This window comes from Phaeobacter gallaeciensis DSM 26640 (assembly GCF_000511385.1).
Lineage (GTDB): Bacteria > Pseudomonadota > Alphaproteobacteria > Rhodobacterales > Rhodobacteraceae > Phaeobacter > Phaeobacter gallaeciensis.
In genome coordinates this window covers 2108803-2123179 of record NC_023137.1, presented here as the reverse complement: position 1 = coordinate 2123179, position 14377 = coordinate 2108803, and the positions used below count along the sequence as shown (strand labels likewise).

Here is a 14377-nt window from a genome sequence, read left to right as displayed (position 1 = left end):
GGCTGCTGCCTCCCACCTGTGTTCCCGCATCAGCTCATCCATTGGCCGCCATCGACGTTGTAGGTCTGAGCCACAACATAATCGGCGTCGTCGCTGGCCAGAAAGACGGCCATTCCGGTCAGATCTGCTGCGGTGCCCATTCGTCCGTAAGGAACAGATTGCGCGACCTCTGCCTTTTTCTGGCCAGGGGCTTTGCCCTCATATTTGGCAAAAAAAGCATCGACGCCGTCCCAATGTTCACCGTCGACGACACCGGGCGCGATGGCGTTCACATTGATGCCATGTGAGATCAGGTTCAGTCCGGCAGATTGCGTGAGGCTGATCACCGCCGCCTTTGTCGCGCAGTAGACGGACACCAGCGGTTCACCCCGGCGCCCGGCCTGACTGGCCATGTTGATAATCTTGCCGCCAGTGCCCTGCGTGATCATCTGTTGCGCTGCGGCCTGCATCATGAACAACGTACCGGACACATTGATATCAAAGGTGCGCTGATAGTCCCCTCGGGTCACCTCTACCAGTGGCGCAGCCGTGAATACAGCAGCGTTGTTGATCAGAATGTCGAGGCCGCCATAGCTTTCAACGGTGCGGGAGAGGGCGCGGTCAATGCTGGTCTGATCCGTGACATCCAGCTCTATGGCTATCGCCGCCGCGCCGATTTGCGCCGCAGTTGCCTCAGCACGGGCACTATCGATATCGGCGATGACCACGCGTGCGCCCTCATTCGCATAGACTTCGGCAAAGGCCGCCCCGATACCTCGGGCGGCGCCTGTGATCAGGGCGCGTTTTCCATTCAGCCGTTTCATTCGATCCGCAGCCCGTCGGAACCAAACCTATGCAGATGTGTCATGTCGGGCGTTAGGAATACCCGCGCGCCGTAGCCCAGATCCAACTCCCCGCTGGCCCGCACGGTCAGCGGGTCCTCAAAGGCGTCACATTGCACATGGAAAAATGTATCGGATCCCAGATGTTCGGAGACACCAATGGTGCCCGCCCACATGCCGTCCGTTTCTGAGATGCTGAGATGTTCGGGCCGGATGCCGATGGTGGTCGCGCCGTGCTGCGCGGCCTGCGGACCGGTCAGAAGGTTCATCTTCGGCGATCCGATAAAGCCCGCGACAAATACGTTACGTGGCGCGCGATACAGCTCCATCGGGCTGCCGACCTGTTCGATCACGCCAGCCTGCAAGACGACGATTTTGTCCGCCATGGTCATCGCCTCGACCTGATCATGGGTCACGTAGATCATGGTGGTGGCAAGGCGCTTGTGCAGTTCGGAGATCTCCAGCCGCATTCCAACGCGCAGGGCGGCATCCAGATTCGAGAGGGGCTCGTCAAACAGGAATGCCGCTGGCTCACGCACAATGGCCCGACCGATTGCGACCCGCTGGCGCTGGCCACCCGACAGCTGGCCCGGGCGGCGATCCAAGTAATCGGTGAGGTTCAGCGCAGCGGCAGCATTATCAATCCTGCGTTTCTGTTCATCCGCGGGGATACCGGCCATTTTCATCGGAAAGGCGATGTTCTTGCGCACCGACATATGCGGATAGAGCGCATAGGATTGAAATACCATCGCCAGCCCCCGTTTCGCCGGGGGGATGTCGGTTGCATCCTGCCCGTCAATGCGGATGGTGCCGGAGGTGATGTCCTCCAGACCCGCGATCAGGCGCAGCAACGTGGATTTGCCACAACCGGACGGGCCGACAAAGACGGTGAATTCGCCATCTTCAATGGTCAGGTCCAGCGGCGGGATGACCTCAACGGGGCCAAAATTCTTGGTCACGCTTTCAAGTTTGATCTGTCCCATGGGTGTCTTCCTTATTTCACGGCGCCGAAAGTCAGGCCGCTGACAAGTTGTTTCTGGCTGAACCAGCCAAGGATGAGGATCGGCGCGATGGCCATTGTCGAAGCTGCTGACAGCTTGGCGTAGAACAGGCCTTCGGGGCTGGAATAGCTGGCGATGAATGCGGTCAGCGGTGCGGCCTTGGCTGCGGTCAGGTTCAGTGTCCAGAAGGCTTCGTTCCAGGCGAGAATGATGTTCAGCAGGAGGGTGGAGGCGATTCCGGGGATGGCCATTGGGGTCAGCACATAGAGGATCTCTTCCTTTAGCGTGGCACCATCCATGCGCGCCGCCTCAAGGATCTCACCAGGGATTTCCTTGAAGTAGGTGTAAAGCATCCAGACAATGATCGGCAGGTTGATCAGCATCAGCACCACAACCAGACCAAAGCGATTGTCCAGCAGGCCCATTTTGATGAACAGGATGTAGATCGGGTAGAGGACGCCGACAGCTGGTAGCATCTTGGTCGACAGCATCCACAGCAGGATATCCTTTGTTCGCTTGGAGGGCACAAAGGCCATCGACCAAGCAGCAGGCACCGCGATGATAATACCAAGAATGGTCGAGCCACCGGCAATGATCACGGAATTCCAAAGAAACCGCATATAGTCGGAGCGTTCCTGCACGACACTGTAGTTTTCCAATGTCCAGTCAAAGAACAGGAACACCGGGGGATCACTGATCGCCTGAGCTTCGGTTTTGAAACTTGTGAGAATGGTCCAGAGGATCGGAAAGAAGATCAGCATCCCGACAGCCCAGGCCAGCGCCGTGTTGATGGCTTTGCGTCTTGGTGTAACGGCTCGTGCCATGGTGGCCTCCTATGCGTCGAGGTTTTTGCCAACGATGCGCATCAGGAAGATGGCAACGATATTGGCGAGGATGATGGCGTAGACACCACCGGCGGATCCCAATCCGACGTTCTGGCTCTCCAGAACGCGCTGATAGATCAGGTAGGTGAGGGTCTTGGTGCCAAACGAGCCTTGGGTGGTGACGAAGATCTCAGCAAAGATCGACAGCAGGAAAATCGTCTGGATCAGAACCACCACGGTGATGGCGCGGCTCAGGTGCGGAAGAGTGATGTAGCCAAAGCGTGCCACCGGCGGCGCGCCGTCCATCTCAGCGGCTTCCAACTGCTCACTGTCCAGCGACTGAATGGCGGTCAGCAGGATCAGCGTTGCAAAGGGCAGCCACTGCCAGCTTACAATCAGGATGATCGACTGCAACGAGGCCTCAGACAGCCATGAAACGGGTTCCGCGCCGAAGGCTTTCCACAGGTGCGCGAAGAGACCATTCACAGGGTCCATGAACATATTTTTCCAGACCAGCGCGGATACCGTCGGCATCACGAAGAACGGCGCGATTACCAGAATGCGGACAATCCCCTGTCCCCACATCGGCTGATTGAGCAGCAGGGCAAGAAACACACCGAGGATCACAGTGATCGCAAGGACGCCACCAACGATGACCAGAGTTGCTTGTACACTTGGCCAGAAGGCGCTGGAGGACAGGAAGCGGGCGTAGTTATCAAAGCCCACCCAGCCTAGGTCGCCACCACGTAGGGGCAAATATTTCTTAAAAGAAAAGTAGAGCGTCATCGTCAGCGGGACCAGCATCCAACCCAAAAGCAGGATCACTGCGGGGGCCATCATGATGCGTGCTGCCGACCGGGAATGTTGGGTCGCCATGGCAAATCTCCATTGTCGCCGGTTCTTGAGCCGTCGTGACAAATATTGGCTTGTTCGGGGAGAAGGGGCCAGAGGGCAGCCGAATTAACGGACCGCCCTCTGGGAGGGAGGAGGCGTCAGTACCCTGCCGCTTCCATTTCGTCCGCTGTCAGCGCCTGCGCCTTTGCGAGGGCTTCTTCTGCGGTTTGCTGTCCGGCGAGTGCCGCCGAGAATTCCTGACCAACCTGGGTTGCAATACCTGCAAATTCCGGGATGGCGGCAAACTGGATGCCGACATAGGGCACCGGATCAACCGTCGGGTTGTTCGGGTCCGCTGACAGGATGCTCTCAAGGGTCATCTTGGCAAAAGGAATGTCCTTGTAGTTCGCGTTCTCATAGAGAGAGGTCCGCGCACCCGGAGGCACATTCGCCCAGCCTTCGTTCTCTGCAACCAGCTCGATGTAGTCTTTCGAAGTGGCCCACTGGATGAACTCCTTCGCAGCAGCCTCTTTCTGGGTGCCTGCAGGGATCGCGAGAGCCCAGGCCCAGAGCCAGTTGCTGCGCTTGCCGAGGCCGGTGTCAGGGGCCAGTGCGAAGCCGACCTTGTCAGCGACAGTGGAGTCATTGGGGTTGGTCACGAACGATGCCGCAACGGTTGCGTCGATCCACATGCCGCATTTGCCCTGCTGGAACAGCGACAGATTCTCGTTAAACCCGTTGTTGGAGGCACCCGGGGGGCCCGCGTCGTTCAGCAGATCAATGTAGAAGTTGAGCGTGTTCGACCAGGCTTCACTGTCGAACTGAGGTGCCCAGTTTTCATCAAACCAGCGTGCGCCAAACGAATTGGACATGGCTGTGATGAAGGCTGCGTTTTCGCCCCAGCCGGCTTTGCCGCGCAGGCAGATCCCATAGACTTCATTGTCCTTGTCGGTCATCTGGCGCGCGGCATCCGCGACAAATTCCCATGTCGGGGCGCTGGGCATCTCCAGACCGGCCTTCTCCATCAGGTCGGTGCGATACATGATCATCGAGCTTTCGCCATAGAATGGCGCGGCGAAAAGTGTGCCGTCATGCGACAGGCCACCGCGCATCGCAGGCAGAATGTCGTCCACATCATAGTCGGCAGGCAGATCATTCAGCGGGACCAGCCAGCCGTTTTTGCCCCAGATCGGCGTTTCATACATGCCGATGGTCATGATGTCGAACTGACCACCTTTGGCCGAAATATCGGTGGTGACGCGCTGACGCAGCACGTTTTCCTCTAGGGTGACCCATTCCACTTCATGGCCGGTTTTAGCCGTGAAATCTTCTGTCAGGCCCTGCATCCGGATCATATCGCCGTTGTTCACGGTCGCGATGGTGATCGTTTCGGCAAAGGCGGCGGTGCTGGCAAATACGGTCAATGCCGTTGCTGCACGCAATGCGCTCTTAAGGTACATCCTTATCCTCCCATGATTGGATGTTGCTCTGGAAAGATAGCGGAGGATGGCATCGCGCGTCAAATTAAAATTAACGCGCGTAAAGTTTAAAGAAAATCGTATACCTGGAATGATTTAAGCGGAGCCGCGCATGACCAGTTGCCCGTCGAACAGTATGTTCCTGCGAGAATCAGCCAGAGCATTGCCCTCGATTCGGGCCACAAGCGTCTCTGCGCTGGTGCGGGCAATCGCGGTGTAATCCTGCGAGACCGTGGTCAGGGTCGGACAGGTGTAACGGGAGAACGGATGGTCATCGTGTCCCGCCACCCGCAACGCGCATCCATCCCCAAGGCCGACGCGAAAGCCAAGCTGATAGGCCGCTGACAGAAGCCCGATGGCAAGGCGGTCGTTGCTGCACAGGATCGTATTGGTCGCGGGGCGTGGCCCCGACAGCAATCGGGTGCCTTCGCGAAACCCAATCTCTTCAAAGTCCCAACCATCGCCATCGACCTGAATAAGTTCGGGCCGGTGCCCCAGTCTTTCCATAGAGGAGATGTAAGCGTTGCGCCGTTTGACGGCATTCGGGTTGGTTGGCGTTCTCATTTCAAAGAAGGCTGGGGCGTCACCGGTGCGACACAGATACTCTACGATAGTGGTGACGCTTTGTTGATTGTTGGAGCCGATGAAGGCCTCGCCAGTGTCGTCCAGATTGGCATCAAACAGCACTGTTGGCACCTCGTTGCAGAATTCCCGGATCTGCGGCGTCTCTGAGACCCGACCCAACGGGGCCAGCAACGTGCCGGCCGGTTTCAGCAGACGCAGGTTGTTGAGGTTCTCCAGCTCCTGTGCCGGGGTGCCATTGGATCCCAGTAACACCGGCCTGTAGCCGGCAGCAATCACATGGTCTTCAATATGGCGGGCGATCTTGGCAAAGAACGGGTCGGTGAGGTTCGGAACCACGATACCGATGGTCTTGGTCAGCCGCCGGTTCTGATTCATCGCATAGAGATTCGGCCGGTAGTCGAATTTTTCCAGAGCCTCTTCAATCCGCTCTCGGGTTGATTTGCGCACGCTGTCCGGATCATTGAAGAACTTGGAAAGCGTCGGTCGTGAAATCCCGCTCACCGAGGCAAATTCATCCATGTTCCTAATTTTGGGGTCACTCATCGCGGGATGTCCTTGTCGTCCGTGGCCTTGGAAACCGGTCCCTTGAGCGGGAGATGGGAGACGGACTGTGTCACGATAGTTGACGCGCGTCAAATTTGGCGGTCACATAACGTGAAGCGCGCATTCCGGCAAAGGTGGCAGAAAATGGTAGGCCCGGCAGGATTCGAACCTGCAACCAAAGCGTTATGAGCGCTCTGCTCTAACCGTTGAGCTACAGGCCCGCCACAGGTTGGTTAGGAAATCGCGGGCAGGAGGTCAAGCGGTGATCGTGTCGGATCAGGTGCGCCGACATTCGTCTGTGCGGAAGTGCGGCAGCGCAGATGGTCGAGAAACCCCTCAATCACAACTTCGTGGCGCCGGTCCAGCGCGTGGCGCGAGGGGTAGACCGCAAAGATGTCTTTGTTTGGCGCGGTGTAGCCCGGCAGGATTTCTTCAAACTTGCCTGCGCTCAGCGCCTCTTCGACCAGCAGTCGGGGCGCGCGGGTATAGCCTGATCCCTTGCTGACCGCGCGCATGATCAGATCCGTATCATCGGCGGTGAAGCCAACCCGGATCGGGGCCTGATGGACAGCACCGTCACGGGTGAGGGGAAAATACCCCATCGTGTGGTCTTCGTGGTGCTGAATATACTTCAGCCGCTGCATGTCCTGCGGGCAACTGGGGCGACCGATACGATCCAGATAGGCCGGTGTCGCAAACAGCACGGTTTCCAGTTCGGCGATCTTGCGTCCGACGCCATCCGTATCACCAAGCGATCCCGTCCGGATGGCAAGATCGTAGTTCTCGCGCACCACATCCACCAGACGGTCCTCAATCCGCATCACAATATTGAGGTCGGGATAAGGCGTATCGAGATCCATCAGCATGGGGCCCAGCACGGCCTGCGCCATAAAGCGGCTTGTGCTCACCTTGAACCGCCCTGAGACCTGATCACTCTGGGCGTCCAACTCAGCTGTTAAGCGATCATAGCCGCCAAGCAGGTTTTGCGCATGGGCATAAACCAGTTCCCCGGCGCGGGTGGCCCGCACGCCGCGCGGCGTACGCAGCATCAGCGCGTGCCCCAGCAGCGTTTCAAGCGATTTGATCTGCTGGCTGGCGGCGGATTGGGTCAGACCCCGGCGCTGTGCGGCGCGGTTGATGCTGCCTTCGTCCAGCGCAATAGCAAAGGTCTCCAGAAGCGTCAGACGGTCCATTGTCAGGATCCTTATAAGCACGGCTGATACCTCATATCGCGCGCGGGCGCCTGTTGCCAGAGACATTCGGGCGCTAAGTTCTGTATCACGCTATATTTGCTGAACTGGATACCGGAGTTCCTTATGACCCTTTCTCGCAGACATCTTCTTGGTGGCCTCGTCGCCGCCCCGGTGGCAACCCTTGCCAGTCCCACCCTGTTGCAGGCCGCCAGCCATAGCGCCGCCGAAACCGCCGCGCCCCAGTTGCCTGTGGCTTATCACAGTTTTCAGATCGGCTCTGCCAAGGTGACGGCGCTGCTGGACGGGCATTTCCTGTTGAACATCAGCCAGATCAACGGGTTTGATCAGGCCGAGGCTGACGCGGTTCTGGACGGCACATTCTATCGCATCAAGGACGATCAGATGTCGCTGCCGGTGAACGGCTATCTGGTCGAACAGGGGGAGGCCGTGACTTTGATTGATGCAGGTACCGCCGACCTCTTCGGGTCGATCCTGGGCGGGTTGGAGGCGGCCCTGCGTGCGGCTGGCCGCGCACCGGAAGAGATCACCAGCGTTGTCGTCACGCACCTGCACCCGGATCACATCGGCGGCCTGCTGAAGGGTGACGGCACCGCGCGGTTCCCCAATGCTGAGATCATCGTGGGGCAGGGCGAGTATGACTTCTGGCATGATGATGCGGTCTATGCGGGGGTTCCGCAGGACTCGCGCGGCTTCTTTGATATCGCGCGGGCGGCAGTTGCGCCCTATCAGGATCGCCTGAAGATGTTCGAGGGTGAGGCAGATGTTATGAACGGGCTGCGCTCGGTGCCGCTGCCGGGCCACACGCCGGGACACTGCGGTTTCCTGCTGGAGACCGGCGCGGCTCCGCTGCTGATCTGGGGCGACCTGATCCACAGCACAGCGCTGCAATTTGCCCGCCCCGACTGGACACTGGCCTTTGACATGGATCCGGAGCAGACCGTGAAGAGCCGCACCATGATGCTGGACCGTGCCGCCAGCGAAGGGCTGCTGGTCACCGGCATGCACCTTGATTTCCCCGGTCTGGGCCGGGTGGAGCGGGATGGCGATGCCTATGGCTTTGATCAGGCCCCCTGGCAGTTCTCACTCTGAAGCCACCGAATTCCGGGCTCTGAACACGCCCGGATCCAGCGGTCGCACCCCGGTCTCCGGGGTGCGGCAGATTCCTTTGTTTCTTTCTGTCGTGCCTTGCGCTAAAGGCTGCGCAACGTCTTTGAAGGAGCACTGTGATGACCAGCGGCAAGAACGGTTTGACCTACGCGGATGCGGGGGTGGATATTGATGCAGGCAACGCTTTGGTGGACCGCATCAAACCCGCGGCGAAACGGACCAACCGTTCTGGTGTGATGAGTGGCCTTGGAGGCTTTGGCGCGTTGTTCGATCTGAAGGACGCAGGCTATAGCGACCCGATCTTGGTTGGGGCCACCGATGGCGTTGGTACCAAGCTGCGCATTGCCATCGACACCGGCGTCGTGGACGGCGTGGGCATCGATCTGGTTGCGATGTGCGTCAACGATCTGGTCTGTCAGGGGGCAGAGCCGCTGTTCTTCCTCGACTATTTCGCCACCGGCAAACTGGAAACCGAAACCGCCGCCCGCATCATCGAAGGCATTGCCGAGGGCTGCGTGCGCTCCGGCTGCGCGCTGATCGGTGGGGAGACGGCTGAGATGCCCGGGATGTACCCCAAGGGGGATTTTGATCTCGCGGGCTTTGCCGTGGGCGCAATGGAGCGGGGCACCGCACTGCCTGCAGATGTGCAGGAAGGGGACGTGCTGCTAGGGCTCGCTTCCGATGGTGTGCACTCCAACGGTTATTCTTTGGTGCGCAAACTGGTTGAGGTCTCCGGCCTTGGCTGGGACGCAGATTGCCCGTTCGGCGAGGGCACCCTCGGGGAGGCGCTGCTGACGCCAACCCGTCTTTATGTCAAACAATGTCTTGCAGCCGTGCGGGCTGGGGGCGTGCATGCGCTGGCCCATATCACGGGCGGCGGTCTGACCGAGAACCTGCCGCGGGTTCTGCCCGAAGATCTCGGCGCAGATATTGACCTGAGCGCATGGGACCTGCCGCCCGTCTTCAAATGGATGGCAGAAACCGGCGGTATCGCTGAGGCGGAAATGCTGAAGACCTTCAACTGCGGCATCGGCATGATCCTCTCTGTCTCTGCGGACCGCGCGGAAGACTTGGTCAAGGTGCTGGAAGAGGAAGGCGAAACAGTCTCCCGTCTGGGCACTGTGACTGCGGGTGCGGGGATGCGCTACGCGGGCAAGCTGCTGTGAGCCACAAGCGCGTCGCGATCCTGATTTCGGGCGGCGGCTCCAATATGGTGTCGCTGGTCGACAGCATGACGGGCGATCATCCGGCGCGGCCCTGTCTGGTGTTGTCAAACATTGCCAGTGCAGGTGGCCTGACAAAGGCCGCCGCCGCAGGAATCCCGACCGCCGTGGTGGACCACAAGCCCTACGGCAAGGATCGCGCGGCTTTTGAGGCTGAGCTGGTGAAGCCGATCCTTGAGGCTGGCGCAGATATCGTCTGCCTCGCCGGGTTCATGCGGGTTCTGACAGACGGGTTCGTATCGCAGTTTCAGGGGCGGATGCTGAACATCCACCCCTCACTGCTGCCGAAATATACCGGACTCAACACCCATGCGCGGGCATTGGAGGCGGGCGACCACCAGCATGGCTGCACCGTGCACGAGGTGACGGCCGTGCTCGACGACGGCCCAATTCTGGGGCAGGCGCGGGTCGATGTCGATGCCGCAGATACCCCTGAGACGCTCGCAGCCAAGGTGTTGGTGGAGGAGCATAAACTTTATCCCGCCGTGCTGCGCCGCTATGCGGCGGGTGATAAGACACCTGTCTACCTGTCCTAAGGCGCGGTCTTTAACGGATGCTGCTTGGGCTGGCGCTGTTGCCATGCCACTCCGTCAGCGGCGCCTGTGATCCGGGGGCCATCAGGGCAGGCACACCGAGAACAACGATCAGGGCGGCGGCGACCAGAATGGATGCCAGTGGGCCGCGTCCTGCGGCAGGCGTGCAGAATGTCGGGTTGAGATCGAGCATGGTCATGTCAGTGTCTCCTATCAAGGTATGACACCAACCTAGGCTGGCTTTAAATATTCCCAAAATGAATGTTTGATATTTTATAAATCACAGGATGTGATGACTTGTGACGGCATTGCGCTCTGAGGACCACGCCGCAGCTGATTTCCTCTGACACCGCCGGCACGTGTTTGCAATAAGCGGGACAAGCGCGTATCACAGCGCAACAATTCAGATAACCAAAAAGCCGTAATTGATGAAAACTCTGACCTCTACCGAAGACCTGCAGGCCTTTTGCGAAGCTGCAGCGCAGCATGATTATGTCACGGTGGATACCGAGTTTCTGCGAGAACGGACATATTATTCCAAACTCTGTCTGGTGCAGCTGGCCTATCCTGGCGCCGGAAATGAAAACGCGGTGCTGGTGGATCCGCTTGCGGACGGGCTATCGCTGGAACCTCTATATGATCTGTTTCGCAATGAGACCGTAGTGAAGGTCTTTCATGCTGCGCGGCAGGATCTGGAAATCTTCTGGGTTGATGCACAGGTCTTCCCAAAACCGCTGTTTGACACACAGGTTGCGGCCATGGTCTGCGGCTTTGGTGAGCAGGTCGGCTATGAAACCTTGGTGCGTAAGATCGTCAAACAGGGGCTGGACAAGACGTCGCGCTTCACCGACTGGTCCCGTCGCCCGCTGAGTGATGCGCAGAAAACCTATGCGCTGGCGGATGTGACCCATCTGCGCCAGATCTACGAATATCTCGCCGCCGAGCTGGAGCGCACGGGTCGCGCCCGTTGGGTTGAGGAAGAATTGCAGGTGCTTACCGATCCGGCGACTTACGATGTCGACCCTCAGGAGGCCTGGCGGCGGGTGAAAACCCGCACCAACTCTGGCAAGTTTCTGGCCGTTGTGCGTGAATTGGCTGCGTTCCGCGAAACCTATGCCAAGACCAACAATGTGCCACGTAACCGGGTGTTCAAGGATGACGCGCTGGTTGAACTGGCCTCGACCAAGCCCAAAAACGCTTCAGATCTTGGAAATTCGCGGCTGCTGCTGCGCGAAGCCCGCAAGGGGGCCATCGCCGAAGGGATCCTTCAGGCCGTGGCCAAAGGCGTGGAGTGCCCAGCGGGATCACAGCCGCAGCCGGATCGCAGCCGTGAAAAGCTACAGGTGAACCCGGCGCTGGCCGATTTGCTGCGGGTGCTGTTGAAGGCCAAGACCGAAGCCTCCGGCGTCGCTGCGAAACTGATTGCGCCCAGCTCGGATCTCGACGCGATTGCCGCGGGCCAACGGAATGTTCCCGCGCTCAAAGGCTGGCGTCTTGAGGTCTTCGGCGCTGATGCGCTGCGCCTGTGCAATGGTGAGATCGCCCTGGCAGCAAAGGGGCAGGACGTGAAGGTTGTCACGCTCTGACTGGCTGCGGGTCTGGATAAAGGCTGCACAAATGACAAAAGGCGCCAGATCCGGCGCCTTTTTCTATTCTGCGAGGGTATTGTCCGGCGCCGATCAGCGGCGGCTTTCGCGGGCGTTTTGGGCGGCAACGATGCGAATGCTGCGCACGCTGGCCAGCTGCTGCTGGCTGAGGCTTGCCGCTGCGCGCAGGGTTCGGGTCCGCTCACTGCCGAGGGCGGTGGGATTCTCCGGGTAAATGGCGCGGAAGGTGAAATCGAGCGTTGCATCACGGGTGCGAGCGTCGCGGTCAGCCTCATCAAGACGAAGCTCTACCCCATAGGCACCCTGACGTGCGGCAATGCCGGTGGCGTAGACAATGGCGCCCGTGGGCGTACGCTCGACCCGCATGTCGGTGACGCTCTGCACCAGCACGGTTTCGTCGACGGCATCGGGACGGGCAAAGACGCTGACGCGGTTCCGGACCGGGATCAGAGGGTTGACTGGCTCGCCATTGGATTCATCAACCACTTCAACCTCGTCGGAGCCGCCAAACCAGTTCAGCGGGTTTACCCGCGAGTCACGAAACCCGCAGCCAGACAGTGCCACGGCCCCCACCAGAAGGAGTGCGAGAGATCTTTGCATGATGGTCCACCCGTTCGATAAGTCCTCGCATGTGGTTACCCGATTGCAAGCCACTTGAAAAGCAGTTGAAAAGCCATTGTTTGCGGCTTAGGTCCAGCTGTGACGCCGGGCAGAAACCAAATGAGGAAAAACCGTCATGGCCAGTGCCGCCTTTGAAGAGATCGTCGAGGATTTCGAGTTTCTTGAAGATTGGGAAGATCGCTACCGCCATGTCATCGAGCAGGGCAAGGCGATGGACCCGCTGGAGGACGCCCTAAAGGTGCCGGCCACGAAGGTGGATGGCTGCGCCAGTCAGGTCTGGCTACATTCCACCATCGAGAATGGCGTCTTTCACTTCGACGGGGAAAGTGACGCCATGATCGTGCGGGGGCTGATCGCGGTTCTGCGCGCGCTTTACAATGGTCTGACCGTGGCTGAGGTGCTGGCGGTGGACGCGCGGGTAGAGCTGGCGCGGCTGGGTCTCAATGATCACCTGTCTGCGCAGCGCTCCAACGGGCTGACCGCGATGGTACAACGCATTCGCGAGACCGCAGCAGCGGCGGCCGCGTGATCTGATGTGATCTCAGACCGACGCCACCTCGGCGGCCCGGTCTCTGGACTCCAGGTGCCCGATGAAGGCGCGCAGCAGGGCCACGCGGCGGGGGCGAAAACTCTCGCCGGTGTTGCGGTAGCCGTCGATCCGCGTGACATGAAAACTGCGGAAATCTCCCCGTTTACAGCACCAGGCCAGCAGCATCACGCTGCGGTCGTGGTATGACAGCGCCAGCGGGTAGATACGTCGCTCCGTCCGGGCGTCCTTCAGATCACGGTAGCCGATGTCCAGAGCCTCCTCCGCCCACATCGCCTCGCGCAGCAGGGTCATGTCGATGGTGGGTGTGGCAGGCGTGTAGAAGCGATGGACCAGATTGACGGCATGCATGGCCTGTCTTTGCTGACGTTCCGGTAGCGTGGCGAGGATCTTCACCAGCGCATCATTGGCGGCCTGCGCCAGATCGGCATCGCCGCGCTGGTTCACATCCGCCAGCCCCAGCGTCAGGGCTTCCAGCTCAATCTGGGTGAAGGTCTGCGGTGGCAGCGCCGGGTCTTCGATCATTGTGTATCCCAGACCTGCCTCCCCCTCGATCCGCGCACCGGCGGCACGCAGACTGTCAATGTCGCGGTAGATAGTCCGCTCTGAAACCTCCATCGCCGTGGCAAGCCGCGCGGCGGTCACAGGCGGGCGCAATCCTCGAATGAGGTGGAGCAGGCGGAAAAGACGATCTGTTTTTGGCATGAGGATTTATACCCGCAACATCCTGACAGGAATTGGCAGGAGTGTAGCGGCATATCCTCCCCATCAGCAACTCAAAAAGCAGAAAGGTCATTGATATGCCAACCCTATATCATTCTCCCAATAGCCGCTCCTCTCGCATCATTGCTCAGCTGATGTTGATGGGCAAACTGGACGATGTTGATATCGTGATCGTCGACGTGCAGCGCCATGATGGCAGCGGCGGTGCCGATCCACGCAACCCTCACCCCGAGGGGAAGGTGCCATATCTGGTCATCGATGAGGGGCAGGGCATCCGCGAAAGCGCCGCGATCATGATGTATCTGGATGAGCTGTTCGGCCAACCGCTGAGCCCTGCGATTGGGGCTCCGGACCGCGGCGCCTACCTTAGCTGGATGGTCTATTCGGGCGGTGTCCTGGACCCGGTTCTGGTGGCCGCGTTTTCAGGGTTGGAGCATCCGGCCCTTGCCGGGGCCTACCGTGGCATGGATGAGGTCTGCGCAGCGCTCGAAACCGCGCTGAGCGAGGGGGATTTCCTGCTTGGTGCAACGCTCAGCGTCGCGGATATCCTGTTGGCGTCGCCCTTCCAGTGGGCGCCGCATCTTATGCCCGACAATGTGGTGATCAAATCCTGGGTGGAGCGTGTGGGGCGCCGTCTGGACGGTGACGCGATTGCCGCGTTTGAAGCGCGGGCGCTCAGCACGCTGAAGACGTTGGAAGACGCCTGAGCCCTATGA

General features: G+C 59.6%; 16 protein-coding genes and 1 tRNA gene. 6 read left to right on the top strand and 11 right to left on the bottom strand.

Features of this window, described 5'->3' with window-relative positions; genetic code table 11:
- Window positions 1–29: 29 nt before the first annotated feature.
- The 8 genes from GAL_RS10180 to GAL_RS10145 form a co-directional block, all read right to left on the bottom strand.
- Window positions 30–803, bottom strand: coding sequence for an L-iditol 2-dehydrogenase (locus GAL_RS10180; RefSeq protein WP_024097500.1), 774 nt, complete (start codon window positions 801–803; stop codon window positions 30–32).
- Window positions 800–1804 carry an ABC transporter ATP-binding protein gene (locus GAL_RS10175; protein ID WP_024097499.1) on the bottom strand — a complete coding sequence of 335 codons (1005 nt, stop codon included), beginning with the start codon at window positions 1802–1804 and terminating at the stop codon, window positions 800–802. The genes GAL_RS10180 and GAL_RS10175 overlap by 4 nt, the downstream gene beginning before the upstream one ends.
- An 11-nt stretch (window positions 1805–1815) precedes the next feature.
- A complete protein-coding gene (locus GAL_RS10170) occupies window positions 1816–2646 on the bottom strand; it encodes a carbohydrate ABC transporter permease (protein WP_024097498.1) in 831 nt (276 codons plus the stop codon).
- A gap of 9 nt (window positions 2647–2655) precedes the next feature.
- On the bottom strand, window positions 2656–3522 hold the full coding sequence (locus GAL_RS10165; protein ID WP_014874442.1) for a carbohydrate ABC transporter permease: 867 nt from the start codon (window positions 3520–3522) through the stop codon (window positions 2656–2658).
- A gap of 116 nt (window positions 3523–3638) precedes the next feature.
- Entirely contained in the window at window positions 3639–4940 is a 1302-nt protein-coding gene (locus tag GAL_RS10160) for an ABC transporter substrate-binding protein (RefSeq protein WP_024097497.1), read from the bottom strand.
- Window positions 4941–5054: 114 nt separating this feature from the next.
- Window positions 5055–6086, bottom strand: a complete 1032-nt coding sequence (locus GAL_RS10155; protein ID WP_024097496.1) for a LacI family DNA-binding transcriptional regulator — start codon at window positions 6084–6086, stop codon at window positions 5055–5057.
- Between the two features lie 145 nt (window positions 6087–6231).
- Window positions 6232–6307 (bottom strand) — tRNA-Ile (locus tag GAL_RS10150).
- A gap of 12 nt (window positions 6308–6319) precedes the next feature.
- Window positions 6320–7279, bottom strand: coding sequence for a LysR family transcriptional regulator (locus tag GAL_RS10145; protein ID WP_024097495.1), 960 nt, complete (start codon window positions 7277–7279; stop codon window positions 6320–6322).
- A gap of 123 nt (window positions 7280–7402) precedes the next feature.
- On the opposite strand from GAL_RS10145, the gene GAL_RS10140 reads away from it, so the two are divergent.
- From GAL_RS10140 to purN, 3 genes are all read left to right on the top strand, one after another.
- A complete protein-coding gene (locus tag GAL_RS10140; RefSeq protein WP_024097494.1) occupies window positions 7403–8389 on the top strand; it encodes an MBL fold metallo-hydrolase in 987 nt (328 codons plus the stop codon).
- A gap of 137 nt (window positions 8390–8526) precedes the next feature.
- Window positions 8527–9573, top strand: coding sequence for a phosphoribosylformylglycinamidine cyclo-ligase (purM, locus tag GAL_RS10135; RefSeq protein ID WP_024097493.1), 1047 nt, complete (start codon window positions 8527–8529; stop codon window positions 9571–9573).
- A complete protein-coding gene (gene purN / locus GAL_RS10130; RefSeq protein WP_024097492.1) occupies window positions 9570–10166 on the top strand; it encodes a phosphoribosylglycinamide formyltransferase in 597 nt (198 codons plus the stop codon). Before purM ends, purN begins: the two co-directional genes overlap by 4 nt.
- 10 nt (window positions 10167–10176) lie before the next feature.
- On the opposite strand, the gene GAL_RS10125 is transcribed toward purN, so the two are convergent.
- A complete protein-coding gene (locus GAL_RS10125; protein ID WP_024097491.1) occupies window positions 10177–10362 on the bottom strand; it encodes a hypothetical protein in 186 nt (61 codons plus the stop codon).
- 229 nt (window positions 10363–10591) lie between these two features.
- On the opposite strand from GAL_RS10125, the gene rnd reads away from it, so the two are divergent.
- Window positions 10592–11749: a ribonuclease D gene (rnd, locus tag GAL_RS10120; RefSeq protein ID WP_024097490.1), complete on the top strand. Its 1158-nt coding sequence runs from the start codon at window positions 10592–10594 to the stop codon at window positions 11747–11749.
- 93 nt (window positions 11750–11842) lie between these two features.
- On the opposite strand, the gene GAL_RS10115 is transcribed toward rnd, so the two are convergent.
- On the bottom strand, window positions 11843–12370 hold the full coding sequence (locus GAL_RS10115; protein ID WP_024097489.1) for a hypothetical protein: 528 nt from the start codon (window positions 12368–12370) through the stop codon (window positions 11843–11845).
- A 136-nt stretch (window positions 12371–12506) separates the two neighbouring features.
- Between GAL_RS10115 and GAL_RS10110 the strand changes: the two genes are divergently transcribed.
- Entirely contained in the window at window positions 12507–12920 is a 414-nt protein-coding gene (locus GAL_RS10110; protein WP_024097488.1) for a SufE family protein, read from the top strand.
- 12 nt (window positions 12921–12932) lie between these two features.
- On the opposite strand, the gene GAL_RS10105 is transcribed toward GAL_RS10110, so the two are convergent.
- Window positions 12933–13643 (bottom strand): helix-turn-helix transcriptional regulator, encoded by a 711-nt coding sequence (locus tag GAL_RS10105; RefSeq protein WP_040104056.1) that lies wholly within the window; start codon window positions 13641–13643, stop codon window positions 12933–12935.
- A gap of 95 nt (window positions 13644–13738) precedes the next feature.
- Here GAL_RS10105 and GAL_RS10100 point away from each other — a divergent pair, with 95 nt between their 5' ends.
- Complete coding sequence (locus GAL_RS10100) at window positions 13739–14368, top strand: glutathione S-transferase family protein (RefSeq protein WP_024097486.1); 630 nt, start codon at window positions 13739–13741, stop codon at window positions 14366–14368.
- Window positions 14369–14377 lie beyond the last annotated feature (9 nt).